22 protein-coding genes are annotated in these 26,137 nt (G+C 60.6%); 11 read left to right on the forward strand and 11 right to left on the reverse strand.

Annotated features, from left to right (window positions below; translation table 11 throughout):
* Positions 1 to 51 precede the first annotated feature (51 nt).
* From ABTV29_RS10285 to ABTV29_RS10295, 3 genes are all read left to right on the forward strand, one after another.
* The gene (locus tag ABTV29_RS10285) at positions 52 to 1,128 is read left to right on the forward strand and encodes a catalase family peroxidase (RefSeq protein WP_433769963.1); all 1,077 of its coding nucleotides are present in this window, start codon (positions 52 to 54) and stop codon (positions 1,126 to 1,128) included.
* A complete protein-coding gene (locus tag ABTV29_RS10290; protein ID WP_433769964.1) occupies positions 1,125 to 1,670 on the forward strand; it encodes a cytochrome b in 546 nt (181 codons plus the stop codon). Before ABTV29_RS10285 ends, ABTV29_RS10290 begins: the two co-directional genes overlap by 4 nt.
* Before the next feature lie 152 nt (positions 1,671 to 1,822).
* Positions 1,823 to 2,830: a M12 family metallo-peptidase gene (locus tag ABTV29_RS10295; protein ID WP_433769965.1), complete on the forward strand. Its 1,008-nt coding sequence runs from the start codon at positions 1,823 to 1,825 to the stop codon at positions 2,828 to 2,830.
* A 583-nt stretch (positions 2,831 to 3,413) separates the two neighbouring features.
* On the opposite strand, the gene ABTV29_RS10300 is transcribed toward ABTV29_RS10295, so the two are convergent.
* Positions 3,414 to 4,559, reverse strand: a complete 1,146-nt coding sequence (locus ABTV29_RS10300; RefSeq protein ID WP_433769966.1) for a M14 family metallopeptidase — start codon at positions 4,557 to 4,559, stop codon at positions 3,414 to 3,416.
* Between the two features lie 367 nt (positions 4,560 to 4,926).
* Here ABTV29_RS10300 and ABTV29_RS10305 point away from each other — a divergent pair, with 367 nt between their 5' ends.
* The 5 genes from ABTV29_RS10305 to ABTV29_RS10325 all read left to right on the forward strand — a co-directional run bounded on the left by ABTV29_RS10305 (position 4,927) and on the right by ABTV29_RS10325 (position 9,663).
* On the forward strand, positions 4,927 to 5,595 hold the full coding sequence (locus ABTV29_RS10305; RefSeq protein ID WP_433769967.1) for a GntR family transcriptional regulator: 669 nt from the start codon (positions 4,927 to 4,929) through the stop codon (positions 5,593 to 5,595).
* A gap of 61 nt (positions 5,596 to 5,656) precedes the next feature.
* A complete protein-coding gene (locus tag ABTV29_RS10310) occupies positions 5,657 to 6,463 on the forward strand; it encodes an ABC transporter substrate-binding protein (RefSeq protein ID WP_433769968.1) in 807 nt (268 codons plus the stop codon).
* Positions 6,464 to 6,474: 11 nt separating this feature from the next.
* Positions 6,475 to 7,242, forward strand: coding sequence for an amino acid ABC transporter permease (locus tag ABTV29_RS10315; RefSeq protein ID WP_433769969.1), 768 nt, complete (start codon positions 6,475 to 6,477; stop codon positions 7,240 to 7,242).
* Position 7,243: 1 nt separating this feature from the next.
* Positions 7,244 to 8,023 (forward strand): amino acid ABC transporter ATP-binding protein, encoded by a 780-nt coding sequence (locus ABTV29_RS10320; RefSeq protein ID WP_433769970.1) that lies wholly within the window; start codon positions 7,244 to 7,246, stop codon positions 8,021 to 8,023.
* A gap of 29 nt (positions 8,024 to 8,052) precedes the next feature.
* The gene (locus ABTV29_RS10325; RefSeq protein WP_433769971.1) at positions 8,053 to 9,663 is read left to right on the forward strand and encodes a gamma-glutamyltransferase family protein; all 1,611 of its coding nucleotides are present in this window, start codon (positions 8,053 to 8,055) and stop codon (positions 9,661 to 9,663) included.
* 465 nt (positions 9,664 to 10,128) lie between these two features.
* Here the strand turns inward: ABTV29_RS10325 and ABTV29_RS10330 are convergent, their stop codons facing one another.
* Positions 10,129 to 10,470 (reverse strand): DUF6124 family protein, encoded by a 342-nt coding sequence (locus tag ABTV29_RS10330; RefSeq protein WP_433769972.1) that lies wholly within the window; start codon positions 10,468 to 10,470, stop codon positions 10,129 to 10,131.
* A 129-nt stretch (positions 10,471 to 10,599) separates the two neighbouring features.
* On the opposite strand from ABTV29_RS10330, the gene ABTV29_RS10335 reads away from it, so the two are divergent.
* A complete protein-coding gene (locus ABTV29_RS10335; RefSeq protein ID WP_433769973.1) occupies positions 10,600 to 11,238 on the forward strand; it encodes a LexA family protein in 639 nt (212 codons plus the stop codon).
* A gap of 39 nt (positions 11,239 to 11,277) precedes the next feature.
* Here ABTV29_RS10335 and ABTV29_RS10340 read toward each other — a convergent pair whose 3' ends face one another.
* From ABTV29_RS10340 to ABTV29_RS10355, 4 genes are all read right to left on the reverse strand, one after another.
* Complete coding sequence (locus ABTV29_RS10340) at positions 11,278 to 13,233, reverse strand: acetyl/propionyl/methylcrotonyl-CoA carboxylase subunit alpha (protein ID WP_433769974.1); 1,956 nt, start codon at positions 13,231 to 13,233, stop codon at positions 11,278 to 11,280.
* Positions 13,233 to 14,048: a gamma-carboxygeranoyl-CoA hydratase gene (locus tag ABTV29_RS10345; RefSeq protein WP_433769975.1), complete on the reverse strand. Its 816-nt coding sequence runs from the start codon at positions 14,046 to 14,048 to the stop codon at positions 13,233 to 13,235. The genes ABTV29_RS10340 and ABTV29_RS10345 overlap by 1 nt, the downstream gene beginning before the upstream one ends.
* Positions 14,049 to 14,163: 115 nt before the next feature.
* Positions 14,164 to 15,771 (reverse strand): carboxyl transferase domain-containing protein, encoded by a 1,608-nt coding sequence (locus ABTV29_RS10350; protein ID WP_433769976.1) that lies wholly within the window; start codon positions 15,769 to 15,771, stop codon positions 14,164 to 14,166.
* A gap of 12 nt (positions 15,772 to 15,783) precedes the next feature.
* The gene (locus tag ABTV29_RS10355) at positions 15,784 to 16,947 is read right to left on the reverse strand and encodes an isovaleryl-CoA dehydrogenase (RefSeq protein ID WP_433769977.1); all 1,164 of its coding nucleotides are present in this window, start codon (positions 16,945 to 16,947) and stop codon (positions 15,784 to 15,786) included.
* A 294-nt stretch (positions 16,948 to 17,241) separates the two neighbouring features.
* Between ABTV29_RS10355 and ABTV29_RS10360 the strand changes: the two genes are divergently transcribed.
* Positions 17,242 to 18,939: an AMP-binding protein gene (locus tag ABTV29_RS10360; RefSeq protein ID WP_433769978.1), complete on the forward strand. Its 1,698-nt coding sequence runs from the start codon at positions 17,242 to 17,244 to the stop codon at positions 18,937 to 18,939.
* 678 nt (positions 18,940 to 19,617) lie between these two features.
* On the opposite strand, the gene ABTV29_RS10365 is transcribed toward ABTV29_RS10360, so the two are convergent.
* From ABTV29_RS10365 to ABTV29_RS10375, 3 genes are all read right to left on the reverse strand, one after another.
* Positions 19,618 to 20,517, reverse strand: a complete 900-nt coding sequence (locus ABTV29_RS10365) for a hydroxymethylglutaryl-CoA lyase (RefSeq protein ID WP_433769979.1) — start codon at positions 20,515 to 20,517, stop codon at positions 19,618 to 19,620.
* Positions 20,518 to 20,664: 147 nt separating this feature from the next.
* A complete protein-coding gene (locus ABTV29_RS10370) occupies positions 20,665 to 21,066 on the reverse strand; it encodes a MerR family transcriptional regulator (protein WP_110963769.1) in 402 nt (133 codons plus the stop codon).
* Between the two features lie 206 nt (positions 21,067 to 21,272).
* Positions 21,273 to 22,202 carry a LysR family transcriptional regulator gene (locus tag ABTV29_RS10375; protein ID WP_433769980.1) on the reverse strand — a complete coding sequence of 310 codons (930 nt, stop codon included), beginning with the start codon at positions 22,200 to 22,202 and terminating at the stop codon, positions 21,273 to 21,275.
* A gap of 176 nt (positions 22,203 to 22,378) precedes the next feature.
* Between ABTV29_RS10375 and ABTV29_RS10380 the strand changes: the two genes are divergently transcribed.
* Complete coding sequence (locus ABTV29_RS10380; protein ID WP_433769981.1) at positions 22,379 to 23,608, forward strand: acyl-CoA dehydrogenase; 1,230 nt, start codon at positions 22,379 to 22,381, stop codon at positions 23,606 to 23,608.
* 155 nt (positions 23,609 to 23,763) lie between these two features.
* On the opposite strand, the gene ABTV29_RS10385 is transcribed toward ABTV29_RS10380, so the two are convergent.
* On the reverse strand, positions 23,764 to 25,104 hold the full coding sequence (locus ABTV29_RS10385) for a substrate-binding domain-containing protein (RefSeq protein WP_433769982.1): 1,341 nt from the start codon (positions 25,102 to 25,104) through the stop codon (positions 23,764 to 23,766).
* 195 nt (positions 25,105 to 25,299) lie between these two features.
* Positions 25,300 to 26,112 carry an exodeoxyribonuclease III gene (gene xthA, locus ABTV29_RS10390; protein ID WP_433769983.1) on the reverse strand — a complete coding sequence of 271 codons (813 nt, stop codon included), beginning with the start codon at positions 26,110 to 26,112 and terminating at the stop codon, positions 25,300 to 25,302.
* Positions 26,113 to 26,137 lie beyond the last annotated feature (25 nt).

Raw genomic sequence — 26,137 nt, forward strand, 5'->3', positions numbered from 1 at the left:
GTTCGTCTGCTTGATTCTTCTCACTTGTGGCCGATGGCCCTGGAGTCTTTCATGGTAGATCGATCATCACCGCCACCCTTGAGTGCCGCCAGCCGGATACTGCGTCTGGCGGGCATTGCCGTGGTCGTCGCCGTCGTGGCCGGGGCCTTTGCCTACGTCAACGGCTCCCTTGACCCACAGCGGCTGACCCCGAAAAAACTGGTCAACGTGCTGGAAACCAATAACGGTGTGCACCCCGGATTCCGCCGCAATCACGCCAAGGGTGTGTGCGTGATCGGCCATTTCGAGAGCAGTGGCGAGGCGCGCAGTTATTCCACCGCGCAGGTTTTCAACGAAGCGCGCACGCCAGTGGTCGGCCGATTGGCTTTGCCGCCGGGCAATCCCTACGCGCCGGATAACGCCATTCCAATCCGCAGCATGGCGCTTCGCTTCACCCAGGCCAACGGCCAACAGTGGCGGACCGGGATGAACAGCATGCCGGTGTTCCCGGTGGGCACGCCCGAGGCGTTCTATCAGTTGCAGCAGGCGCAGTCGCCGCTGCCCTCGACCGGCAAGCCGGACCCGGCGGCAGTGCCGGCATTCTTCGGTTCGCACCCGGAAGCCGCGCCGTTCCTGGCCTGGGTCAAAACCGCGAAACCTTCGGCCAGCTATGTGACGGAAACCTATAACAGCGTCAACGCGTTTTACCTGGTCAACGCCGCCGGGCAAAAGCAGGCCGTACGCTGGAACATGGTGCCGCAGGCGGTGGATGCACCGGGGGCGACCGCGCCAGAGGGTAGCGATTTTCTCGAAAAAGACCTGGTGCAGCGCATCGCCGCCAGCCCATTGCGTTGGCAGCTGATGATCACCTTGGCCAATCCCGGGGATCCGGTGAACGACGCCAGCAAGGCCTGGCCCGAAGGGCGCAAGGTACTGAACGCCGGCACCCTGGTGCTGGAAAGCGTGCAGCCGCAACTCAGCGGAGAGTGCCGCGACATCAACTATGACCCGCTGGTGTTGCCGGCCGGCATCGAAGGTTCCGACGATCCGTTGCTGGCCGCGCGTTCAGCCGCCTACGCCACTTCTTACCTGCGTCGCACCAGCGAAGTCAGCCAATTGCCCGCCGCCAAACAGGAGGCCCAGCAATGAGCACCCAACCCAACCATTTCGCTCCCCTGGCGCGCCTGCTGCACTGGCTGATGGCGCTGATGATCATCGCCATGCTGTTTATCGGCGCGGGCATGGTCGCCTCGGTCTCCGAACGCCATGAATGGCTGATCAACCTGCACAAGCCTTTGGGCGTGGCGATTCTGTTGTTGGCGATCGTGCGCCTGGTCGTGCGCTTCTCCACGCGCCAGCCACCGTTGCCGGCGGACCTGCCGACCTGGCAAGTGCTGGCGGCCAAGGCCTCCCATGTCCTGCTCTATGTCTTGATGCTGGTATTGCCGCTGCTGGGCTGGGCGATGATTTCCGCGTCCGGTGAACCGGTGATGCTCAGCAGTTCGCTGCAACTGCCCTCCATCGTGGCGGCGAATGCACAGCTGTTCGCCTTCCTGCGCAAGGCCCATGGGTATCTGGCGTATCTGCTGTTTCTGACGGTGTTGCTGCATCTGGCGGCGGCGCTGTTCCATGGCTGGATACGCCGTGATGATGTGCTGGACAGCATGTTGCGGGGTAAGGATCGCGGTTGATTTTGTGATGTGAGAGCACTGATAGCACCTGTGTACCTGTCAACTTTGACAGTATCGCTTCCCTGAAAAAGCACGTTCAATGCTTACAGACTGCAGTGACCCGGACGAGGCCAGTCGAACAGCAATGATCGTGTCATTCAAGGAGACGAACCATGTTCAGAACTACAGAAGTACGATTCATGTGGCGTGTTTTTTCTGCGCTTTCGCTTTTGTCCTCGGCTGTGTTGCTTGGTGCCTGTACACATGCACCGACGCTTGACTCCGGAGAGCCGGAAAGTTGGGTTGTCGAGAGTGTCGTCAGCAAGTCCACAGCCGATTTGTATGCGGAATTGGTTAAGCCGGCCGTTTTTGAACGTTCAAACTCAAAGGTAATTAATGGGTATACCATCGAAAGCGGCAAACTTCGGATGCCGGATAACTCCGAAGGTGCATTAGTAACGGTTCGTTCGCCTGATGGAGGGTTGACCGCCTTCATCAACAAGCCGGGGAAGAGCGGTTCATTGTACGTTGATAGCAAGGGAGTAAGCAGTTTCATTCCTTTGTCTATCGCTGAAAGCGATATTGAAGATGCTGTTCCCAATCCGGATGAGAAGGTCGCCACAGCATCTGTGAAGTCGGCTGTAACGGAATCCTACGTTGTTGATTTATTTATGGGGTATTCGAAGTCCGGTGTTGATCGGGCGGGCGGAGATGCGATGAGGGACGCATTGGCTAAAGTCGAATTTCTTAACTTGGCCCTTCGCAATTCATTGGTACCTAATGTTTCATTTAAGTTGGTTGGCATTCAAATTGTGGAACCGGATTATCAGGTAACCGATGAAACTCTCAACCGACTACCAACAATTTTTTCCGAGGGTATAGCGAGTACTGATCCAGACATGTTCTACGGCAATTTTGGGTCTTTCTCACCCGGTGGACCTGCCGGATTAGCTTGGATGCCCGGTCGTTATGGCATAGCGATCTCACACGATTTTTATGTATTTGCTCATGAGATGGGGCACAGTGCAGGCAGTCATCACTGCAATGATGGAACGAATAATTATCGATTTGGCTATTTCAATGGTAAGTCAGGAAGTTTTTATGTGGCGGAAACAGGCAAGCTTATTATTCGAATCCTGTGCTCAAAGACGAACACGGCCTGCCACGAGGAAATGCTGTAACTGCCGATACCGCTCGAGTCTGGCGCGAGAATGCCCAACGACTTTCCGGTTATGCGCCCTCCTTTGACGGAGAACGTATGATTCTGGCCGGTGTTGGCAATGAGGTATCAGCTCTGTTGACGATCCCCAGACAGCCAACAGAGACTGACCGGGCGGCAGGTGTGCTTGCCTACAATGAGGATGAAGGTCCGGTGTATTTCGAGGGGTCCAGCGCCGGAAATCCGACACATCTGACTGCGACACTTTCCGATAGCTCAGGAGCACCGCACAAGGTCACTTTGCTTGGTCAGAAATCCGTGGGAACGTGCGTGCGGGGTGCTTTGAATAGACTGACATCCTGTGTGAATGGCTGGGATATGCATGTATGGCTTACATACGTAGCGTCTCTCAACCCTACCTTGCCCAAGGGTACGTATACAGGAGAAATTCGGCTGAAGGCGATGAGTGGGGGCGGGAGTTGGTCGCGGCCAATTAGAGTGGCAGTCTCTGTTTACAAAGAATAAAAATTTACAGATGGTTTCGGAACACTGAAACGAATGTAAAAACTATGCCCTGTTCCCAGGGCATAGTGTCTTGTTTTCATTCAGCGCAGCGCATCGATCATTTCCGCCACCGTCGTCAACACATCCTTGCCCAACTGCTTGGAACGCTTGCCCGACCAGCCGGTCAGCGGGTTCGGGTGGTCGTCGTGGTCCTTGAAGGGCATTTCCAGGGTCAGGGACAGGCAGTCGAACTTCTGGCCAACGGCGTTGCAGGCCAGGGTCATGTTGGCTTTGCCCGGCTCGTCGCGGGTGTAGCCGTATTTGGTCTGGAAGTCCTTGGTGGTGTGCTTCAGGTGGTTGCGGAACTGCTCTTCGAGTTTGGCGATCCGTGGCGTGTAGCCCGGATTGCCTTCGCAAGCGGCGGTGAAGACGTGGGGGATTTCCTCGTCGCCGTGGGCGTCGATGAACATATCCACGCCATACTTTTCCATCTGCTGCTGGACGAAAAAGACTTCCGGGCTGATCTCCGGGCTGGCGTTCTGCCAGGCGCGGTTCAGGTCCTGGCCCATGGCGTTGGTGCGCAGGTGACCGTGGAAGGCGCCATCGGGGTTCATGTTCGGCACCAGGTACAGGTCGGCGCTGTCCAGCAGTTTGTTGAGTACCGGGTCGTCGTGCCGTTCCAGGCGCTCGATTATGCCTTCCATGAACCACTCGGCCATGTGCTCGCCGGGGTGTTGCTGGGCAATGATCCACACCTTGCGCCGGCCTTCGGCGCCCGTGCCTTTGCGCAGCAACTGAATGTCACGACCTTCGACGCTCTTGCCGGTGGCCAGCAGTTCGGTGCCGGCCTTGGTCAGCGCCTGCTCGATCAGCCAGTCGTGGCGGCCACGGCTGTAGGGTTCGAAGTAGGCGAACCAGGCGTGGGTTTGCGTGGCTTCGAGGCAGAAGCGCAGGCAGTCGCCTTCGAAAATGGTCGGGACCTGGAACCAGTTGACGTGATCGTAGGAGGCTCGGGCCTGATAGCCGTCCCAGGCCTTGTTGTACGAGGACTGGCTGGCATTGTTCAGGCGAAACCAGTGTTCCTGGCCGACATGCAGGCCGCTGGCCTTGAAGTGGAACCACTGGAAATGGTTGCTCTTGGTATCGGGGCGGATCGCCAGCAGCGGCTTGAGCGGGTCGCTGAGGTCGATGACCTGGATGTTGCCGCTGTCGAAGTTGGCAGTGATATCAAGGGAGGATTTGGCCACGGTGGGGGTTCCTGATTGGATTTTTATGGCGGCTACTTTACACGCAAGGGAAGGGGGCTGGCAGCGGAGAAAAAACGGTTCACCTGCCTGTGGCGAATTGGCCCCGCCGCCCGACCCCTGGCGCAAAGTTCATGTCACAGCATAGCCATTGGCCGTGTTACCCCTCGCACCCTTTTGTGGCGGGCTGGTTACAGCTTGGGGCATTTCAACCCGCTGCCGTCAGGTAGCGCTGGCCGGGCCAATGCGACCCTGTTCTCGATTAAGTCAATCCAATCAACCACCTGCGTGTCGTGAATGAAATCTGGCATGCAAAGTGCTTTTTTGGCTTTATGGATAATTGGATACAAAAATACAAAAGGTGCATCTGATGAAATTCGCTCCCGCCTACACCGAGCGCCAACCGGTGACCGCCGAGGAAGAGGCTTACAACTTTCTGCTGGAAGCCATTTGCAAGGGCCGTTACCGCACCGGTGAGCGATTGATTGCCGAGGACATCGCCGGGGAAATCGGCATGAGCCGCATGCCGGTGCGCGAAGCGTTCCGGCGCCTGGATGCCGACGGCCTGGTCACGCTGCGGCCCAATCGCGGCGCCATCGTCCGTGGCCTGAACGTCGATGAAATGCGTGAAGTGTTCGAGATGCGCAGCGCCCTGGAAGGTCTCGCCATTCGTGTTGCCGTGACGAAGATGACGGAGCGCCATTTCAGCCATCTGGAACGCCTGCTCGACGAGATGGACGACTACCGCGAAGACGGCGCCGAGTGGGTCAGCCGGCATCGCGCCTTTCATGAATACCTGTGCAGCCTGAGCGAGCGTCCGCGCCTGATGCGGCAGATTTCGGCGCTGTATTCGGTGATCGAGCCGCACATGCGCCTGTGGCTGCAACACGCCGACAAGCCCCGCAGCGCCCGGGAAGAGCATGCCTCGATTGTCGAGGCGCTGCGCAGCGGTGACCCGGAAAAAGCGGCGGCGGTGGTGTGCGAGCACATCGAAGGCACCATCCCGCGGCTCATTCAGTTTCTCGAGGCTCATCAATAAAGAGCTCGTCAAAACAAAACCCACCGATAGAAGAACAACCAGCCAACTGGAGTCATGCACCATGCACAAGCCTTGCGCGTTAGTTGCCGTGTTCACCCTGAGTCTGTGTTCGCAATGGGCATTCGCCGCCCCCGAGTTACCCGAGCGACTGAGCAAGAGCGAGAAAATCGTCTATTGCTCGGGCATGGACTCGCCACCGCTGGTGTCGTTCGACATGAAGCAGAAACCGGTCGGGCTGCAGGTCGACATGGGGGAAGCCATCGCCAAGCGCCTGGGGGACAAGAAGGTCGAATGGCGCATCTCGCCTTTTGCCGGATTGATCCCGGCACTGCTGGCGCAACAGTGCGACATGATCGTCGATCAGTTGTTCGATAAACCCGAGCGCCGTGAAGTGATCGACATCGTCAACTTCATGTACTCCAGCCAATCGATCGTGGTGCCCAAGGGCAACCCGAAATCGGTGAATACCCTGGAAGACCTGTCCGGGCTCAAGGTGGCGGTGAGCAACGGTTCGACCATCCGTGTGCTGTTGGGCAAGGAAAACGAAAAACTCGAAGCGGCGGGCAAGGCGCCGATGAAACTGGTGGTGTACAACGTCGACGCCGACGCATTCCAGGCCTTGCGCATCAATCAGGTGGACGCGTTCGGCACCACGGTCGAGTCCGCCGGCCACTATCAGCAACTGGCGCCGGACCTGTTCCAGTCGGCGGTGCCGGCATTCAATCGCATCCTCACCGGCTTTGGCGTGCGCAAGAGCGATCCACAGCTGACGGTGGCGTTGACCGAAGTCCTGCAAGGCATGCGCGCCGATGGCAGTTACACCGCGCTCCTCAGTAAATGGCATGTCGACAGCGACAAACTGGACTGAGGGCCAAGCGGATGAATTTCAATTGGGATGTGTTCTGGCAATACCTGTTGCAACCCAGCGATGTGTACCTGACGGGGCTGTGGCTGACTTGCCTGATCAGCGTGTCGGCGATGTTGCTCGGTTGTGTGTTGGGGCTGATCGCCGCCCTGATGAAGCTGTCGAGTAACCCGCTGCTGCAATACCCGGTGCGCTTTTATGTCTGGCTGATGCGCGGCACGCCGCTGCTGGTGCAGATCGTGTTTTTGTACACGGCGTTGGCGGCGGGCGGGATTTTCCGCTTCGAAGACCTGGACCTTGGCTGGATCGTCGTGCCCGGCAACATCCAGGCGGCGATCATCGCCCTGGGTCTCAATGAAGGCGCGTACATGGCCGAGATCATCCGTGCCGGCATCGGTGCGGTGGACAAGGGCCAGTACGAAGCCGGGCGTTCGCTGGGCATGACCTTTCCCAAGCTGATGCGGCGAGTGGTGCTGCCCCAGGCCTTCCGGGTGATCGTGCCGCCGCTGGGCAACGAGTTCAATGTGATGCTGAAAAACACCACGCTGGTCAGTGTGATCGGGGTTCAGGAACTGCTGCTCAGTACGCAAATGGTGACGTCGGCGACATTCCGGGTGTTCGAGTTGTACCTGGTGGTGGCCATCTACTTCCTCGCCCTGACCACGCTCTGGGGCTTCTTCCAGCGCTGGCTCGAGGCGCGCTTCGGTCAGTCTGATCGCCCGGCACCGGCCGCCAGTCGCCTGTTCGGGCGCAGCACCATGAAACTGTTGAGGGGGCGTTGAGATGGCGCACATGAGCGAAGAACTGGTCATCGAAGCACTGGACATTCACAAGTCGTTCGGTGATCTGCAGATTCTCAAGGGCATTTCCCTGCAAGTACGGCGCGGTGAAGTGGTGGTGCTGATCGGTGCATCCGGCTCCGGCAAGACCACCTTCATCCGCTGCATCAACCTGCTGGAGGACATCCAGTGCGGGCAGATCCGCGTCGCCGGCCAGCCGATGGGCTATCGCACCCGTGCCGATGGCAGCCTGGCCCGGGATTCGGAGCGCAACATCGCCCGCCAGCGCCGGGACATCGGCATGGTGTTCCAGCGCTTCAATCTGTTCCCGCACATGACCGCGCTGGAAAACATCATCGAGGCGCCCATCCATGTGCTTGGCGTGCCTCGCGCGGCGGCGGTGGAGCAGGCGCGGGCATTGCTCAAGCGCGTCGGGCTGGCGGAAAAGGCCGATCACTACCCGTCGATGTTGTCCGGTGGCCAGCAGCAGCGGGTCGCCATCGCCCGGGCCTTGGCCATGAAACCCCAGGCGATGCTGTTCGATGAACCTACCAGCGCCCTTGACCCGGAGACGGTGGGCGAGGTGCTGCAGGTCATGAAGGAGCTGGCCGAGGAGGGCATGACCATGGTCGTGGTCACCCACGAAATGGGGTTTGCCCGGGAAGTGGCCGACCGGGTCGTGGTGCTCGATCAGGGCGAACTGATCGAGCAGGGCCCGCCCGAGCAGATCTTCAGCCAGCCCAGCCATGCCCGTACCCGGGCGTTTCTCAGCCGCGTGTTGTGAACCCGTCAAAAAATTGTGTGAGTCCTGCCATGTTCAAATTTTCTGCCCATGAGTACCCCTACGCCTCACAACGTCAAAGTGTCTTCGCCAAGCGCGGCATGGTCGCCGCCTCGCAGCCGCTGGCCGCAGAAGCCGGAATCGAGATCATACGTCGCGGCGGTAACGCCATCGATGCGGCCATCGCCACGGCTGCGGCGCTGACGGTGGTCGAGCCCACCGGCTGCGGTATTGGCGGTGATGCTTTCGCGCTGGTCTGGACGCAAAACAAACTGCACGGGTTGAACGCCAACGGCGCCGCCCCGCAGGCCTTGAGCATCGAGGCGGTAAAAGCCGCCGGCCATGAAAAGATGCCATTGCACGGCTGGACGCCGGTGACCGTTCCGGGCTGCCCGTCGGCCTGGGCGGAGCTGTCTTCGCGTTTTGGTCGATTGCCATTTGCCGAATTGCTGCAACCGGCCATCAGCCTGGCCCGGGACGGATTTCCCGTGTCACCGGTGGTTGCCTTGCAGTGGCAGACCGCGCTGGAGGATTTCACTCCTGATCGCAGCGAGGTGCTGGAAAGCTGGTTCGACACCTTTCTGATCGACGGCCGCGCGCCCCGTGCCGGCGAGCTGTTCCGCAACCCGGCCCAGGCGCGAACCCTGAGTGAGCTGGCGGCCACCGGTTGTGAAAGCTTCTATCGTGGCGACCTGGCGCAGCGACTGGATGCGCACTCGCGCGCCACCGGTGGCTATCTGCGTGCCAGTGATTTGCAGGACTACCGCGCGCAATGGGTCGAGCCGATCAAGGTCAACTATCGCGGGGTCGATGTCTGGGAGATTCCACCGAGCGGCCAGGGGCTGGTGGCGTTGATGACGTTGAAGATCCTTGAAGGCTTCGATTTCGATCATCGTGACAGCCAGCAGACCTGGCACCGTCAGCTCGAGGCCATGAAGCTCGCCTACTGCGACGGCTTGCACTACATCACGGACCCGGAGCACATGCGGGTCGCCGTCGAAGACTTGCTCAGTGACCACTACGCGGCCCATCGGCGGGCGCAAATCACAGAGCAGGCCGTGGCTCCAAAGCCAGGCGATCCGCATGCCAGCGGTACGGTCTACCTGGCTACCGCCGACGCCGAAGGCAACATGGTGTCATTCATCCAGAGCAACTATCACGGTTTCGGTTCCGGCGTTGTCCTGCCCGACAGCGGTATCGCCCTGCAAAACCGTGGTGAGGAATTCAGTCTCGATCCCGGGCACTCCAATTGCCTGGCGCCGGGCAAAAAGACTTTCCATACCATCATTCCGGGGTTCCTCAGCAAAGACGGTGTGGCGATGGGGCCTTTTGGCGTGATGGGCGGCTACATGCAACCGCAAGGGCATGTGCAGATGGTGATGAACCTGGTGGATTTCGGGCTCAACCCGCAAGCGGCCCTGGACGCGCCGCGCTGGCAATGGCTGGGTGGGCTGAAGGTTGGTATCGAACAAAACGCTTCACGAGACATGGCTGCGGCGCTGGCGCGTCGTGGGCATGGAGTGGAGGTCGTGTGCGATCTCACCAGTTACGGGCGCGGGCAAATCATCCTGCGTGATCCTGAAACCGGAGTGCTTTGCGGCGGGACGGAGCCGCGGGCGGATTCGCATATTGCGGTGTATTGAGAGAAGGGGAGGCGGCGGGGGGCGTTGTGTCGTCGCCTGCCTTGCTTCGACAACGCCGAGGCAGCGCGGGGGCGTCCTCCCTGACGCCGAAGCAGCTTAGAGATTATGCGATTGATTCTCAAGTGCTATTTGCCATTACTTTGCCTCTGCGTTTCGAGGCTTGTCTTGCCAACAAAAAATCTTTTGATATGATCCGCGCGCATCGAATTTGCGGCACCCAAAGACTTCATTAGCCTGAAGCCATAAGCCAGAAAACTGGCAAAAAAAGACCCGGCAAAAAGCCGGGTCAAAAACCGTGATTAGCCTGATGAGGAGATAGTCCAAGAGTCCGACCTAAGGTCCCTTGGTCCATCACTGATCTCGCGACCAGTTGTTGCAATAATAATCATTCTCGTTTGCAAGTCAAACGTTTTTATGTGCGCGATTGGAAAATTCTTTCCAGTCCTCTGTTGTCGTTCCTTCGCTTCAAACGTTCTGATGCCTCTCCAGTGCCCGATCCACCATGGCTTTGGCCATGTCGATCATGTGCACCACCGAAAAAGCCAGGTCCCGATTCGAGCCCTGCAATTGCCGGGCGGATTCACCGGCCGTTGCGGCCGCACAGCGCATCAGGTCCGTGGCATGCACCAGCGCCTCTTCGCTGCTGACATTGCGGTTCACATCGAAGAAGCGTACTTCGCCTGCTTCTTCCGCAACGGCCGGTTTCAGGTAGTAGTCCAGTGCGCGCTGGGCGGCGGCGCAACCCTGGGCAGACGTCAGGGAGGTGTCAATCTGGATGTCAGGCAAATGGTCGGTGGGATGGGTCATGGTGATGGCAAGCTCCGTGTTAGATTCAGATCCGTGAACTCATACTAGTACGATATGTATTTGTGACCATGTTTGAAATACTACATTTTGTGTTTTGCTGGCATGGACCGACCCCGTATGGTGCCGCGCATGGATAAATGGATTGAATTGGTCAAGGCCAAGATGAGTGAACTCAAGGTCACTCAGGAAGTGCTCGCCGACCGCCTCGGGATGTCCCAGGGCGGCGTCGGCCACTGGCTCAACAAACGCCGCGAACCGGGCATCGAGGACATGAACCGGGTGTTGAAAGCCCTGGGAATGGATTTTCTCGAAGTGGCACTGGTGATTCGCGAGCCTTCGAACACGCCGGATGACGGGATTGCCCTGACGCAAAAGTACAACCCGTACTTCCGCTACCCGGTCAGCGACTGGCGGGAAACCGGGGAAGTGCGTGATGGCGAGCGGGCGCAGTATCGTTACGAGCTGTCCGACTATCACGCCCGTGGCGCGGCTTTCTGGCTGACGGTTGCGGGGGATGCGATGACCGCGCCCAGCGGCCCGAGCATTGCCGAGGGCATGTTGATCCTGGTGGATCCGGACATTGAGGCCGAGCCTGGAAAACTGGTGATCGCCCAGTGGCCGAGCAGCAGCGAGGCGATTTTTCGCAAGTTGATCGAAGAGGGCGGGCAGCGTTACCTGGTCCCGCTCAATCCGACCTATCCGAAGGCCCTGTTCACCGAGGAGTGCCGAATCATCGGCGTGGTGGTTCAGGCAACCGCCAAGTTCTGATCAGATCGGTCCTCGCATCCTGCAGGACCGATCCTTGTTTCACGCCTCTTCGAATTCGACCAGCGCACTGCCTTCGCTGACCATCTCGCCTTCCTGGCAATACAGCGCCTTGATCACCCCGGCCTGGGGCGCGCGAATGCTGTGCTCCATCTTCATCGCTTCCAGCACCACCAGTTGCGCCCCGGCTTCGACCGATTGCCCGGCCTCCACCAGCACCCGCACGATGCTGCCGTTCATGGGGGCGGTCAGCCCGCCGTGATGGCTGTGACTGGCTTCAACGGCGCTGATCGGGTCGTAGGACTCGATGCGGCGCAGTTCACCGTCCCATTGCAGGTATACAAAGTCACCGCGACGGATCGCCCGGTGCTGGCGACGTACGCCGTCGTGCTCGGTCAGCAACTGTTCGCCCTTGAGTTGTCCGCTGTGAGCCGCAGGCGCGCCCAGGGTCAAGGCGCGGTCCTGGCCTTCACAACTCAGGTGCAGGGTGATCTGCGCGGGCAGGCCGGCACGGAAACCATTGCCGATCGCCCACGGCGAACTCAGGTCATCGCTACGTGGCGCCTTGTGCTGGCTCTGGGCGAAGGCCTGGGCGGCGGCTTGCCAGAATTCATCGCTCAGTTGCGCAGGAGCCGGCAGCAGCTGGTCCTGGAAGCGCGGGATGAAACCGGTGTCCAGTTCGGCGGCGGCAAACGCCGGATGCGCAATGATCCGGCGCAGGAAGTTGATGTTGGTCTTCAGACCGCCAATGGCGAACTCGTCGAGCATGCTCAGCAGGCGCAAGCGTGCCTGTTCACGGTCCTCGCCCCAGGCAATCAGCTTGCCGAGCATCGGGTCGTAGAAGGGCGAAATCTCGTCACCTTCTTCGACACCGCTGTCCACCCGCCGACCGGCGCCCGGCGCGGATTCGCGATACAACTCCAGGCGACCGGTGGCCGGCAGGAAGTCATTGCCCGGATCTTCGGCATACAGCCGTACTTCGATCGCATGGCCGACCAGCGGCACCTGATCCTGCGTCATCGGCAGCGCTTCGCCACGGGCCACGCGGATCTGCCAGGCCACCAGGTCGAGACCGGTGATGGCTTCGGTGACCGGGTGTTCGACCTGCAGGCGGGTGTTCATCTCCATGAAGAAGAACTCGCCACGGGCGTCCAGCAGGAACTCCACGGTGCCGGCGCCGACATAGCCGATGGCCTGCGCCGAACGCACGGCCGCTTCGCCCATGGCCCGGCGCAGTTCCGGGCTCAGGCCTGGCGCGGGGGCTTCTTCGACGACTTTCTGGTGCCGGCGCTGAATCGAGCAGTCGCGTTCGTTGAGGTACAGGCAGTTGCCGTGTTGGTCGGCGAACACCTGGATTTCCACGTGGCGCGGCTTGAGCAGGTATTTCTCCACCAGCATCCGCGAATCGCCGAACGACGACAGGGCTTCACGCTGGGCCGAGGCCAGTGCTTCGGCCAATTGGCTGACGTCTTCGACCACCTTCATGCCCTTACCACCGCCACCGGCCGTGGCCTTGAGCAGCACCGGGTAACCGATGCGTTCGCAGGCGTCGCGGAAGGTGTCCAGGTCCTGGGCCTCGCCGTGGTAACCCGGCACCAGCGGCACGCCGGCGGTTTCCATCAGGGCCTTGGCCGCGGATTTGCTGCCCATGGCGTCGATGGCCGAGGCGGGCGGGCCGAGGAAAATCAGGCCGGCGGCTTCGATCGCGCGGGCAAATCCGGCGTTCTCCGACAGGAAGCCATAACCGGGGTGGATCGCCTGGGCGCCGCTGGCCTTGGCCGCTGCAATCAGTTTGTCGATCTGCAGGTAGCTGTCGGCGGCCTTGCTGCCGCCCAAGTCAACGCGGATATCGGCTTCGCGACTGTGGCGGGCATCACGGTCGGTGGCGCTGTGCACGGCCACGGTGGTCATGCCCAGGGACTTGGCGGTCCGCATCACGCGGCAAGCGATTTCGCCGCGGTTGGCCACCAGCAGGGTAGTGAGGACGGGGGCGCTCATCAACGCGGCTCCTTGGTGGTGTTATTGGCTTGCCAGCTCGGCGGACGTTTTTGCAGGAAGGCACGCAGACCTTCCTGGCCTTCGGGGCTGACGCGGATGCGGGCGATGGCGTTTTCGGTGTAGCGACGCAGGGCCGGCAGCAGCGAGCCGTCGCCGACTTCACGCAGCAAGTCCTTGCTGACGCGCATGGCCGCCGGGCTGTTGAGCAGCAGGTTGTCGATCCACTGCTCGACCTTTTGCTCCAGGTCGGCCAACGGATAGCTCTCCGAGAGCAGGCCCAGTTCCCGTGCCCGTTGCCCGCTGAAACGTTCGGCGGTCAAGGCATAGCGGCGGGTGGCGCGCTCGCCCATGGCTTGCACCACGAACGGGCTGATCACCGCCGGCGCCAGGCCGATGCGCACTTCCGACAGACAGAACTGCGCGTCATCGGCACCGATGGCCATGTCGCAGCAACTGATCAGGCCCAGCGCGCCGCCGAAGGCCGCACCCTGTACCACGGCCAGGGTCGGGACCTTCAGCTTGGCCAGGTTGTACATCAACTCGGCCAGTTCCCGGGCGTCGTCGAGGTTGGTCTGGTAATCGAGTTCGGCCGATTGCTGCATCCACGCCAAGTCAGCGCCGGCGCTGAAATGCTTGCCGCGACCGCGCACCAGCAAAAAGCGCAGGCTCGGATCGCTGGAAACCTGGTCCAGCGCCAGGATCAGTTCGCGGATCATTTCGGCGTTGAACGCGTTGTTCTTTTCTTCGCGGCTGAGCCACAGGGTCGCAAAGCCCCGTGGATCGCTCAGCAGTTCGAGGGTGTTGAAGTCGCTCATATTCTTCCGTTCTCCACGGTCTTGTGGGAGCGGGCTTGCTCGCGAAGAACGATAACGCGGTGCATCAGATAAACCGCGGTGAATCCTTCGCGAGCAAGCCCGCTCCCACAAAAAATCACATCCGGAACACGCCGAAGCGGCTCGGTTCGATTGGCGCGTTCAGCGACGCCGACAAGGCCAGCCCCAGGACATCGCGGGTCTGCGCCGGGTCAATGACACCGTCGTCCCACAAGCGAGCGCTGGAGTAGTAGGGATGGCCCTGTTCTTCGTACTGGTCGAGGATCGGTTGCTTGATCTGGGCTTCCTGCTCGGCGCTGAAACCCTGGCCACCGCGCTCGGCCTGCTCGCGCTTGACCTGCACCAGTACGCCGGCGGCCTGTTCGGCGCCCATCACGCCGATGCGCGCATTCGGCCACATCCACAGGAAGCGCGGATCGTAGGCCCGGCCGCACATGCCGTAGTTACCGGCGCCGAAGCTGCCGCCGATGATCACGGTGAACTTGGGCACCTTGGCGCAGGCCACGGCTGTCACCAGCTTCGCACCGTGCTTGGCGATGCCGCCGGCCTCGTATTTCTGGCCGACCATGAAGCCGGTGATGTTTTGCAGGAACAGCAACGGAATGCCGCGCTGGCAGGCCAGTTCGATGAAGTGCGCGCCTTTCTGCGCGGCTTCGGCGAAGAGGATGCCGTTGTTGGCGAGGATCGCGATCGGGTAGCCGTGCAGGTAGGCGAAGCCGCACACCAGGGTGGTGCCGAACAGGGCCTTGAACTCATCGAACACCGAACCGTCCACCAGCCGCGCGATCACTTCACGCACGTCGAACGGTTGCTTGGCATCGGCCGGAACCACACCGTACAACTCGTCGCTGCTGTAGAGCGGGGCGATGGGCGTGCGTTGCTGGACTTCGCCGAGTTTGTGCCAGTTGAGGTTGGCGACGCTGCGGCGGGCCAGGGCCAGGGCGTGTTCATCGCTCTCGGCATAGTGGTCGGCGACGCCGGAAATCTTGCAGTGCACATCTGCACCGCCCAGATCTTCGGCGCTGACCACTTCACCGGTCGCGGCTTTCACCAGCGGCGGGCCGGCGAGGAAAATCGTCGCCTGTTCGCGGACCATGATGGTTTCGTCGGCCATCGCCGGCACATAAGCACCGCCGGCGGTGCAGGAACCCATGACCACGGCAATCTGCGGGATGCCCATGGCGCTCATGTTGGCCTGGTTGAAGAAGATCCGGCCAAAGTGTTCGCGGTCGGGAAACACTTCATCCTGGCGCGGCAGGTTGGCGCCACCGGAGTCCACCAGATAGATGCACGGCAAGCGGTTCTGCTGGGCGATGGTCTGGGCGCGCAGGTGTTTTTTCACGGTCAGCGGGTAGTACGAGCCGCCTTTTACCGTGGCATCGTTGGCGACGATCATGCATTCGATGCCTTCCACGCGGCCGATCCCGGCAATCACACCCGCGGCGGGTACGTCTTCGCCGTACACCTCGTAGGCCGCCAGCTGGCTCATCTCCAGAAACGGCGAACCCGGATCGAGCAAGCGATTGATGCGCTCACGGGGCAGCAACTTGCCCCGCGAGGTGTGGCGTTCTTGCGCTTTCGGACCGCCACCCTGCTGCACCTGGGCGAGCAGGGTGTGCAGGGCGTCGACCTGTTTGAGCATCGCCGCGCTGTTGACGGCGAATTCCGCTGAACGAGGGTTGAGCTGGGTATGCAGGGTAGCCATGGGCAGCTCCGTTTAGCGGGTTTCGTTGAACAGTTCGCGACCGATCAGCATGCGACGGATCTCACTGGTGCCGGCGCCGATTTCGTACAGCTTGGCGTCACGCAGCAGACGACCGGCCGGGAATTCGTTGATGTAGCCGTTGCCGCCGAGAATCTGGATCGCGTCGAGGGCCATTTGCGTGGCACGTTCGGCGCTGTAGAGGATCACACCGGCGGCGTCCTTGCGGGTGGTCTCGCCGCGTTCGCAGGCCTGGGCCACCGCATACAGATAGGCGCGGCTGGCGTTGAGCTGGGTGTACATGTCGGCGACCTTGCCCTGGATCAGCTGGAACTCGCCGATGCTCTGGCCGAACTGCTTGCGGTCGTGGATGTAAGGCACGATCAGGTCCATGCAGGCCTGCATGATCCCGGTCGGGCCGCCGGAGAGCACCACGCGCTCGTAGTCGAGGCCACTCATCAGCACTTTCACGCCACCGTTGAGCACGCCGAGGATGTTTTCTTCCGGCACTTCGACGTCATCGAAGAACAGCTCGCAGGTGTTCGAACCGCGCATGCCGAGCTTGTCGAACTTGTTGCTGCGGCTGAAGCCTTTCCAGTCGCGCTCGACGATGAAAGCGGTGATGCCGTGCGGGCCCTTTTCCAGGTCGGTCTTGGCGTAGATCACGTAGGTGTTGGCGTCCGGACCGTTGGTGATCCAGGTCTTGCTGCCGTTCAGCACATATTTGTCGCCACGTTTATCCGCGCGCAGTTTCATCGATACCACGTCGGAGCCGGCGTTCGGCTCGCTCATGGCCAGGGCACCGATGTGCTCGCCGCTGATCAGCTTCGGCAGGTATTTGAGTTTCTGCTCGTGGTTGCCGTTGCGGTTGATCTGGTTGACGCAGAGATTGGAGTGCGCGCCGTAGGACAGTGCCACCGAGGCCGAGCCACGGCTGATTTCTTCCATGGCCACTACGTGGGCCAGGTAACCCAGGCCGGCACCGCCGTACTCCTCCGGAACGGTGATGCCCAGCAGACCCATGTCGCCGAATTTGCGCCACAGGTCGGCGGGGAACAGGTTGTCGCTGTCGATCTGAGCGGCGCGGGGAGCGATCTCTTTGGCGACAAAGGCCTGAACCTGATCGCGCAGCATGTCGATGGTTTCACCGAGGGCAAAATTCAGGGATGGGTAGTTCATGGGGCACCTTTTGGCTTTTTTGTAGGGTGGGGAGGGCAGCGATCCGGCTCTCACCTTTACGTTAACGTAAGCCTGTGACGAATGGCTGTCAATCACCCTTTACGTTAACGTCAACTTGAGCGACAGTAGGGGCAGTTCAAGATAGAACGCGGATGTACTTTGTGGGAGCGAGCCTGCTCGCGAAAGCGTCGGATCAGTTAGCAGTAATGTTGAATGTGACGACCACTTCGCGAGCAGGCTCGCTCCCACAAGGTCACCGCGAGCAGCCCATAAATAAAGACAATAGGGGTCGTCATGGATCAACCCAGTGCAAATCCGCAGCGCAGCTACACCCGTGGTTCCCAGGACAAAGCCTTGCTGGCGATGACCATCGGCCAGGCGTTCGACAACACGGTCGCGCAGTACCCGACCGGGGAGGCGCTGGTCGTGCGCCATCAACAGTTGCGCTACACCTGGCAGCAATTGGCGGAGGCGGCGGACCTGCACGCCAGGGCATTGCTGGCGCTGGGTATGCAGACCGGCGACCGCCTGGGCATTTGGGCGCCGAACTGCGCGCAATGGTGCATCACCCAGATCGCCACCGCGAAAATCGGTGTGATCCTGGTCAACATCAACCCGGCCTACCGCAGCTCCGAACTCGAATACGTGTTGAAGCAGTCCGGCTGCCAGTGGCTGGTGTGTGCCGGGGCCTTCAAGACCTCCAACTATCACGCCATGTTGCAAGGCCTGGCGCCGGAGCTGGCCGAGCACGCCATCGGCAAGTTGCAGAGCGAACGCTTGCCGGACCTGCGGGGTGTCATCAGTCTGGATGCGCAACCTCCAGGCGGTTTCCTGCCGTGGTCGCAACTGGCTGATCTGGCCGCCAGCGTGTCGACGGAGCAACTGCGTGAGCGTCAGGACAGCCTGCATTTCGACCAGGCGGTGAACATTCAGTACACCTCCGGCACCACGGGTTTCCCCAAGGGCGCGACCCTCAGCCACTACAACATTCTCAACAACGGTTACATGGTCGGTGAAAGCCTTGGCCTGACCGCCGCTGACCGCCTGGTGATCCCGGTGCCGCTGTACCACTGCTTCGGCATGGTCATGGGTAACCTGGGGTGCATCACCCACGGTAGCACCATGATTTATCCCAACGATGCGTTCGATCCGTTGCTGACCCTGAACACCGTCGCCGAAGAAAAAGCCACGGCGCTCTACGGCGTGCCGACTATGTTCATCGCCATGCTCGATCAGCCGCAGCGCGCCGAATTCGACCTGTCGAGCCTGCGCACCGGCATCATGGCCGGCGCGACTTGCCCGATCGAGGTGATGCGCCGGGTCATCAATGAAATGCACATGAGCGAAGTGCAGATTGCCTACGGCATGACGGAAACCAGCCCGGTGTCGTTGCAGACGGGCCCGTCGGACGATCTGGAGTTGCGTGTTACCACGGTTGGTCGCACCCAGCCGCAGCTTGAAAGCAAGATCATCGACGAGGCGGGCAACCCGGTGCCCCGTGGCACCATCGGCGAACTCTGCACTCGCGGCTACAGCGTGATGCTCGGTTACTGGAACAACCCGCAAGGCACCGCCGAAGCGATCGATCAGGCGGGCTGGATGCACACCGGTGACCTGGCGAGCATGAACGATGAGGGGTATGTGTGCATCGCCGGCCGCAACAAGGACATGATCATCCGTGGCGGCGAAAACATTTACCCGCGGGAGCTGGAGGAGTTCTTCTTTACCCATCCGGCCGTGGCCGATGTGCAGGTGATCGGTATTCCGTGCTCGCGCTACGGCGAAGAGATCGTCGCCTGGATCAAGTTCCACCCCGGCCACAGCGCCACCGAGCAGGAGCTGCAAGCCTGGTGCAAGGAGCGCATCGCACACTTCAAGACGCCGCGTTACTTCAAGTTCGTGGATGAGTTCCCAATGACCGTGACCGGCAAGATCCAGAAATTCCGCATGCGGGAGATCAGTGTCGAGGAGTTGCGCATCAAGCAGGACTGATGAGTAACACTGTGGGAGCGAGCCTGCTCGCGATGACGGACTGCCATTCAGCACCATTGTTGACTGTGAGGCCCTCATCGCGAGCAAGCTCGCTCCCACAGTGCTTTGCATGATTTTCCAAATCGCAGACAGCACAAAGGGGAGCCGAAGCTCCCCTTTAATTTTCGTTGCGCGTGCTCTTTTTTTATTATTGAGGGTCGGTCTGTTGTTGTTTTTGGCAACCGTTGCCCTTTACCGCTGTTTTTGGCGATCCCCATCCGGGATCAAGAGCAAACGTATTTTTTTGAGCGCTGATCTACTTTTTCGCTAAGCGATCCAACCAGTTCGGGAGCTACCTGAAGGTAGTTTTATTGTTCTCTGCCTGATTGCGGGTAACTCCGGAAAGCACCCTGAAAAGCACATCTTCTCCAAAAAAATCTGTTAGCTGCGTCTCTGCCGTGTTGTTTTTGTTATGTCAGAGTCGTTACGTCTTGTTTTTATTAGTGGTGCCGCATTTTTTATTCTTGTTATGCCATAGAGATAGCAGGAGCCGTGCCAACTTTTAAAAAGCCTTTAAAATCAACAACTTAATATTTTGTAGGATTTTTCCCTCAGGCAAACCCTGACAATTTGTTTCCGTGTTACTCGTTTTTCCCCACGTTTCTGATGTCGCGGTAACACACGGCGGTGTCGTTGCCCTCACTGTGCGCTGAGGGCCTTGGCCACGCGGGAACCGCTCGGCCGACCCAGCACAGCGCTGATTTGCTGGCCGGCGCGGATCAGGGCGTTCAGGTCGATACCGGTCTCGATACCCAGGCCGTTGAGCAGGTACACCACGTCTTCGGTGGCCACATTGCCGCTGGCGCCCTTGGCGTAGGGGCAGCCGCCGAGCCCGGCGATGGAGCTGTCGAACACCGAGATCCCTTCCAGCAGGCTGGCATAGATGTTGGCCATGGCCTGGCCGTAGGTGTCGTGGAAATGCCCGGCCAGCTTTTCCCGGGGTACATCGGCCGAGACCACTTCGAACATCCTGCGGGTGGCGCCAGCGGTGCCGGTGCCGATGGTGTCGCCCAGGGACACCTCATAGCAGCCCATGGCGTAGAGTTCTCGGGCAACCCGCGCCACCTGCTCGGGAGCGACCTCACCTTCATAAGGGCAGCCCAGTACGCAAGACACGTAACCGCGCACAGTCACGCCGTGCTGCCTGGCCGCATCCATGATCGGCACGAAACGCTCCAGGCTTTCGCTGATCGAGCAATTGATGTTGCGCTGGGAGAAGGCCTCGGACGCAGCGGCGAACACCGCGACCTCCTTGACCCCGCTGGCGAGGGCATCCTCGAAACCGCGCAGGTTGGGCGCGAGCGCACCGTAGGTCACCCCGGGCTTGCGCTGGATCTGCGCGAAGACATCGGCGGAACCGGCCATCTGTGGCACCCATTTGGGCGAGACGAAACTGCCGACTTCTATATAGCCCAGGCCCGCGGCCGTGAGCGCATCGACCAGTTGCACCTTGTCGGCGACGCTGATGGGTTGGGCTTCGTTTTGCAGACCATCGCGTGGGCCGACTTCGACAAGGCGTACTTGGGTGGGGAGGGACATGGGGTTCGACCTGTGCTGATTTTCTGAATGCTCGTAGACCCCTGTGGGAGCGGGCTTGCCCGCGATGGCGGTGGGTCAGTCAGCATCAATGTTGAATGTTGTGCCCCCATCGCGGGCAAGCCCGCTCCCACAGGGTGCGTTGTTGATCTACTGGATTGATTCCTGGCTCTTGAGGGTTTGCTCCAGCGCCTGCACGCAGCGCTCTTCGGCGGTATCGAGCTCCAGTTTCATCTGTTCGATGTCCAGCAGCTGCTGTTCCAGCTGTGCCCGCCGCTCGCTGATTTTCGCCAGCATGCTGTGCAGTTGCTTGGTGTTACCGCTGGACGGGTCGTAGAGCTCGATCAGTTCACGGCATTCGGCCAGGGAAAAGCCGATGCGCTTGCCCCGCAGGATCAGCTTCAGGCTGACCTTGTCACGGGGCGAATAGATACGTTCCTGGCCCCGGCGCTCGGGGCTGAGCAGGCCTTGTTCTTCATAGAAGCGAATGGCCCGGGTGGTGATGTCGAGCTCGCGGGCGAGGTCGGAAATGCTGTAGGTCTGGCTGCTCATGGACGCGCTCACGAAAGGTCATGGCGCTAAGCTAAAGGTAGGTTGACGTATACGTCAAGGGGCGGGTTTTTTCAGTACCCTTGCGGGCCCCATCGCGAGCAGGCTCGCTCCCACAGAGGATCTCTGTCTGACACAAATGTCGTGTTCAGTGAAAATCCATTGTGGGAGCGAGCCTGCTCGCGATGAAGTCGCCGCGGTGTAGCGTCTTACACCTTCTCCAGCTTCTTCTCATGCGCCGTCACCTGCTGGCACAGTTCGATCATCTGCTCGCGCATCCAGCGGTTGGCCGGGTCCTGGTCAGTGCTTTCGTGCCAGTAAAGGTGGGTTTCCACCGGCGGCACATCGTTGACCGGCAGGTTGAAGGCGTGCAGGTCGTTACGCCGGGCGAAGCGTTCCGGCACGGTCATGACCATGTCGGTCTGCTGCATCACCTGGGAGGCCATGAGGTAATGCTGGGAGCGCAGGGCGATCTTGCGCTGGATGCCCATCTTGCCCAGCGCAAGGTCGACATAGCCCAGGCCGCTGCGGCGACTGGAAATATGGATGTGGGTCAGCCCCAGGTATTCATCGAGGCTGAGCTTTTCCTTGCCCGCCAGCGGGTGCCCCTTGCGCATGGCGCACACGTAACGGTCTTCCATCAGCTTGACGTGGCGCACTTGCGGGTCAGTGTTAAGCGGTGCGTCCACGGCGAAATCGAGTCGACCGGCCGCCAGTTCCTTGGTGGTCTCGCGGCGCTTGGACAGGAAGCTTTCGATGATCACGGTGGGGGCCAGGCGGCGCAGGCGCTGGAACAGCGGTGGCAGGATCACCGCTTCGGTGAGGTCGGTCATGCTGATGCGGTAGGTCTTGACCGCCTGCTGCGGGTTGAAGATGCGGCTTTCCTGCACGGAAATGCGCAGCAGCGACAGCGCGTTGCGCACCGGGCCAATGATGTTCTGGGCCATGGGCGTGGGCACCATGCCCTGGGCGGTGCGCACGAACAGCGGATCGTTGAAGGTCTCGCGCAGGCGGGCCAGGGCGTTGGATACCGCGGGCTGGGTAATGCCGACGATCTGCCCGGCGCGAGTCAGGTTGGCTTCGGTGTAGATCGCGTCGAAGACGATGAAAAGGTTGAGGTCGACCTTGCTCAGATTCATGCGCTGCACTCTTGTTATTAGGGCTTTTTGATCGGACCCGGGGGTCTTGGCAATCAGCCGATCATATATCGGTGATGAATGTTAATACACGCCGAGAATAGGCTAGGTAAATTTTCGTAGCTGTTCTAGCATCGATTGCATGATCTAAACAACCTCCCCCAAGAAGGTAACTGCTCATGGATTTCGCTTATTCGCCCAAGGTTCAGGAACTGCGTGAGCGCGTGACTGCGTTCATGGACAATTATGTTTATCCCGCCGAAGCCGTGTTCGAGCGCCAGGTTGCCGAGGGCGACCGCTGGCAGCCGACGGCGATCATGGAAGAACTCAAACTCAAGGCCAAGGCCGAGGGATTGTGGAATTTGTTTCTACCTGAGTCCGAACTCGGTGCCGGCCTGACCAACCTCGAATACGCGCCCCTGGCAGAAATCATGGGCCGCTCGCTGCTGGGCCCCGAGCCTTTCAACTGCTCGGCGCCGGACACCGGCAACATGGAAGTGCTGGTGCGCTACGCCAACGAAGAGCAGAAACAGCGCTGGCTCGAGCCGCTGCTGCGCGGCGAGATCCGCTCGGCGTTCGCCATGACCGAACCGGACGTGGCGTCCTCCGATGCGACCAACATGGCCGCCCGTGCGGTGCGCGATGGCGACGAGTGGGTGATCAACGGCAAGAAATGGTGGACCTCCGGTGCCTGCGACCCACGCTGCAAGATTCTTATCTTCATGGGCCTGAGCAACCCGGATGCACCGCGCCACGCCCAGCACTCGATGATTCTGGTGCCGGTTGATACCCCCGGCGTGAAAATCCTGCGCCCGCTGCCGGTGTTCGGTTACGACGATGCGCCCCACGGTCACGCCGAAGTGCTGTTCGACAACGTGCGGGTGCCGTACGAAAACGTTCTGTTGGGTGAAGGACGGGGCTTTGAAATTGCCCAGGGTCGCCTTGGCCCGGGCCGGATTCACCACTGCATGCGTTCGATCGGCATGGCCGAGCGTGCGCTGGAACTGATGTGCAAGCGTTCGGTGGAGCGCACGGCGTTCGGCAAACCGTTGGCGCGGCTGGGCGGCAACGTCGACAAGATTGCCGATTCGCGGATGGAAATCGACATGGCGCGCCTGCTGACGTTGAAAGCGGCGTACATGATGGACACCGTCGGCAACAAGGTGGCCAGGAGTGAAATCGCGCAGATCAAGGTGGTGGCGCCGAATGTGGCCCTGCGGGTGATCGACCGGGCGATCCAGATCCATGGCGGGGCAGGGGTGTCGAACGATTTCCCGCTGGCCTACATGTACGCCATGCAACGTACCCTGCGCCTGGCCGACGGCCCGGATGAAGTGCACCGCGCGGCGATCGGCAAATTCGAGATCGGCAAATACGTGCCGAAAGAGATGCTGCGCAGCGGGCAGTAAAACCTCTGTGGCGAGGGAGCTTGCTCCCGCTGGGTCGCGAAGCGGCCCCATTTCCAACAATCCGGTCGTATAAGTGGTACTTGATTGTCTGGTTTGCGACTGCTTCGCAGTCGAGCGGGAGCAAGCTCCCTCGCCACATTGGATCTCAGTTCAACTCAATACACCCAAACCTCAACCCGCCGATTCTTGATCCTTCCTTCGTCCTCGCTATTGGCCGCCACCGGCATTTCGGCGCCGAAGCCGCGAATCTCGCGCAACACCACGCCGCTTTTCACCAATTCCCGCCGTACCGCCATGGCCCGCAGTTTCGACAACAGGTCAGCGCGAGCCGGGTCGCTCTTGGCATCGCCAAAACCCACCAGCGAAACCTGGCGATCGTTTTTGCCATGCTGCTTTATATAGTCGAGCACCCGCGACAGATCCTGCCGGGCCTTGTTGTCGAGGCTGGCGCTGCCTTCTTCGAAACGGAAATTCACCGACAAGCGCTGGGCATGACGGCTCAGGCCCTGATAGCCCTCGGGCATCAGCGCATTCGGCGTGACGGACATGGCTTGCACGGTCTGGGCGATGAAGCCGTTGGCAGCGACAATCGCCTGGCCCTGGCTGCTTTGGGCGAACGCCACCAGCGCCTCGGCCCAGGGGTTATTCCCCGCGGGCGGGAGATACAGGAACAGGCGGCGGGACAAGGGATAGTCTTCGGTGGCGATCAGATTGCCCTGCGGGAGCATGGCCTGGGATTGGCCATCGACAATCGCCACCGCCTTGGCCTGGCGCACGTAGGGTAAGCCAATGAAGCCGATGCCTTGCGGGTCGAGGCTGATCGCGTCGGACAATTGTTCGCTGGATTCGAAGCGTTTCGCCGCGCTGCTCAGGGTTTTCCCGCGTCCGCTGAGGACCAGCTCCTTGAAAGTGTCATAAGTGCCGGACTGATCATCCCGCGCATAAAGATGAATCGTCCCGCCGCTGCCACCGACTTCTTCCCAGGTTTTGACTTCACCGCTGAAAATCCGCGCCAGTTGCACGGTGTCGAGCTGGTTCAGCGGGTTTTGCGGGTGAAGAATGATCGCCAGGCCGTCGATGGCGATGACCTGTTCGGCACCGGGGCTTTTCAGATCGCCCAGGGCTTGCAGGTCAGTCACTTCGCGATCCTTGATCGGCCGCGATGAAGCGGCGAGATCGGCAGTACCGGCTTTCAGCGCAGTGAAGCCGGTGCTGGAACCATGGGCCGCCAGCTCCACTTCGACCCGGCGTCCCTGGGCGGTTTCGCCGACAATGCGCAGCTCATTGGCCGAGTCCGGGGTTTCGCTGTGGATCTTGACCAGGCCCTGTTGGCGCATCAGCCCCTGGACCAGCGCGGGGCCCAAGGCTGCACCGATGGTGTTGGAACCGTGGATGCGCAGCACTGGGCCTTGTTCGGAGGTCGGCAAAACACTGGCCGAAGCCGTCAGCGGCAGCCACGCGCAGATCATCAACAGGAACAACACGCGCAGCGTCATGCCGGCACCTTATATAGCCAAAGGGAGTGCCGGCAGATTAAGTCAGTAAGATGTCCGAAATATGACAGATTGCAGTGGTGATCCATTGTGGGAGCGAGCCTGCTCGCGATGGCGGTTATACAGTCACTTCATCTGTGGCTGGTATACCGCTATCGCGAGCAGGCTCGCTCCTACAGGTGCGGGCTGTAGATCAGATCAGCTCAATTCAAGCCAGATCGGCGCATGGTCCGAGGGTTTTTCCATGCCCCGCAGTTCATAGTCCACACCCGCATCCTTGACCCGTGGCAACAACCCATGGGACGCCATGATCAAGTCGATGCGCAGGCCACGCTTGGGCTCGTCTTCAAACCCGCGGCTGCGGTAGTCGAACCAGCTGAAACGATCGGCCACCTCCGGGTTGAGGTGGCGGAAGCTGTCCACCAGGCCCCAGTTTTTCAGGCGCGCCATCCACTCGCGTTCTTCCGGCAGGAAGCTGCATTTGCCGGTTTTCAGCCAGCGCTTCATGTTGTCCGGGCCGATGCCGATGTCGCAGTCTTCCGGGGAAATGTTCACGTCGCCCATGACCACCAGCGCTTGATCGTTCTTGAACTGGCTTTCCAGCAAAAGCTGCAGATCGCTGTAGAAACGCTCCTTGGCCGGGAATTTGGTCGGGTGGTCGCGGCTTTCGCCCTGTGGGAAGTAGCCGTTCATGATGGTTACCGGCACGCCATTGGCGTCGGCGAAGGTACCCCAGATGAAACGCCGCTGGGCGTCCTCTTCGTCGGTGGCAAAGCCCTTGTGCACGGCAATCGGTTCCTGGCGCGAGAGCAGGGCGACGCCGTAGTGACCTTTTTGCCCGTGGAAATACACGTGGTAGCCCAGAGCCTTGATTTCATCGAGGGGGAACTGGTCGTCGTGGACCTTGGTTTCCTGCAACCCGATCACATCCGGCTGATGCTTTTCGATCAGCGCCGCCAACTGATGGGGACGGGCGCGCAGCCCGTTGATGTTGAAGGAGACGATCTTCATGGTCGGCAGTCCTGGCAAAAGGGCG

It is taken from the genome of Pseudomonas putida (assembly GCF_050989985.1).
In the GTDB taxonomy this organism is placed as follows: Bacteria; Pseudomonadota; Gammaproteobacteria; order Pseudomonadales; family Pseudomonadaceae; genus Aquipseudomonas; species Aquipseudomonas putida_AI.

Coding starts and splice junctions, on each gene's coding strand:
- ABTV29_RS10285 (WP_433769963.1), top strand. CDS start 52: ATGGTAGATCGATCATCACCGCCACCCTTGAGTGCCGCCAGCCGGATA.
- ABTV29_RS10290 (WP_433769964.1), top strand. CDS start 1,125: ATGAGCACCCAACCCAACCATTTCGCTCCCCTGGCGCGCCTGCTGCAC.
- ABTV29_RS10295 (WP_433769965.1), top strand. CDS start 1,823: ATGTTCAGAACTACAGAAGTACGATTCATGTGGCGTGTTTTTTCTGCG.
- ABTV29_RS10305 (WP_433769967.1), top strand. CDS start 4,927: ATGAAATTCGCTCCCGCCTACACCGAGCGCCAACCGGTGACCGCCGAG.
- ABTV29_RS10310 (WP_433769968.1), top strand. CDS start 5,657: ATGCACAAGCCTTGCGCGTTAGTTGCCGTGTTCACCCTGAGTCTGTGT.
- ABTV29_RS10315 (WP_433769969.1), top strand. CDS start 6,475: ATGAATTTCAATTGGGATGTGTTCTGGCAATACCTGTTGCAACCCAGC.
- ABTV29_RS10320 (WP_433769970.1), top strand. CDS start 7,244: ATGGCGCACATGAGCGAAGAACTGGTCATCGAAGCACTGGACATTCAC.
- ABTV29_RS10325 (WP_433769971.1), top strand. CDS start 8,053: ATGTTCAAATTTTCTGCCCATGAGTACCCCTACGCCTCACAACGTCAA.
- ABTV29_RS10330 (WP_433769972.1), bottom strand. CDS start 10,470: ATGACCCATCCCACCGACCATTTGCCTGACATCCAGATTGACACCTCC.
- ABTV29_RS10335 (WP_433769973.1), top strand. CDS start 10,600: ATGGATAAATGGATTGAATTGGTCAAGGCCAAGATGAGTGAACTCAAG.
- ABTV29_RS10340 (WP_433769974.1), bottom strand. CDS start 13,233: ATGAGCGCCCCCGTCCTCACTACCCTGCTGGTGGCCAACCGCGGCGAA.
- ABTV29_RS10345 (WP_433769975.1), bottom strand. CDS start 14,048: ATGAGCGACTTCAACACCCTCGAACTGCTGAGCGATCCACGGGGCTTT.
- ABTV29_RS10350 (WP_433769976.1), bottom strand. CDS start 15,771: ATGGCTACCCTGCATACCCAGCTCAACCCTCGTTCAGCGGAATTCGCC.
- ABTV29_RS10355 (WP_433769977.1), bottom strand. CDS start 16,947: ATGAACTACCCATCCCTGAATTTTGCCCTCGGTGAAACCATCGACATG.
- ABTV29_RS10360 (WP_433769978.1), top strand. CDS start 17,242: ATGGATCAACCCAGTGCAAATCCGCAGCGCAGCTACACCCGTGGTTCC.
- ABTV29_RS10365 (WP_433769979.1), bottom strand. CDS start 20,517: ATGTCCCTCCCCACCCAAGTACGCCTTGTCGAAGTCGGCCCACGCGAT.
- ABTV29_RS10370 (WP_110963769.1), bottom strand. CDS start 21,066: ATGAGCAGCCAGACCTACAGCATTTCCGACCTCGCCCGCGAGCTCGAC.
- ABTV29_RS10375 (WP_433769980.1), bottom strand. CDS start 22,202: ATGAATCTGAGCAAGGTCGACCTCAACCTTTTCATCGTCTTCGACGCG.
- ABTV29_RS10380 (WP_433769981.1), top strand. CDS start 22,379: ATGGATTTCGCTTATTCGCCCAAGGTTCAGGAACTGCGTGAGCGCGTG.
- ABTV29_RS10385 (WP_433769982.1), bottom strand. CDS start 25,104: ATGACGCTGCGCGTGTTGTTCCTGTTGATGATCTGCGCGTGGCTGCCG.
- xthA (WP_433769983.1), bottom strand. CDS start 26,112: ATGAAGATCGTCTCCTTCAACATCAACGGGCTGCGCGCCCGTCCCCAT.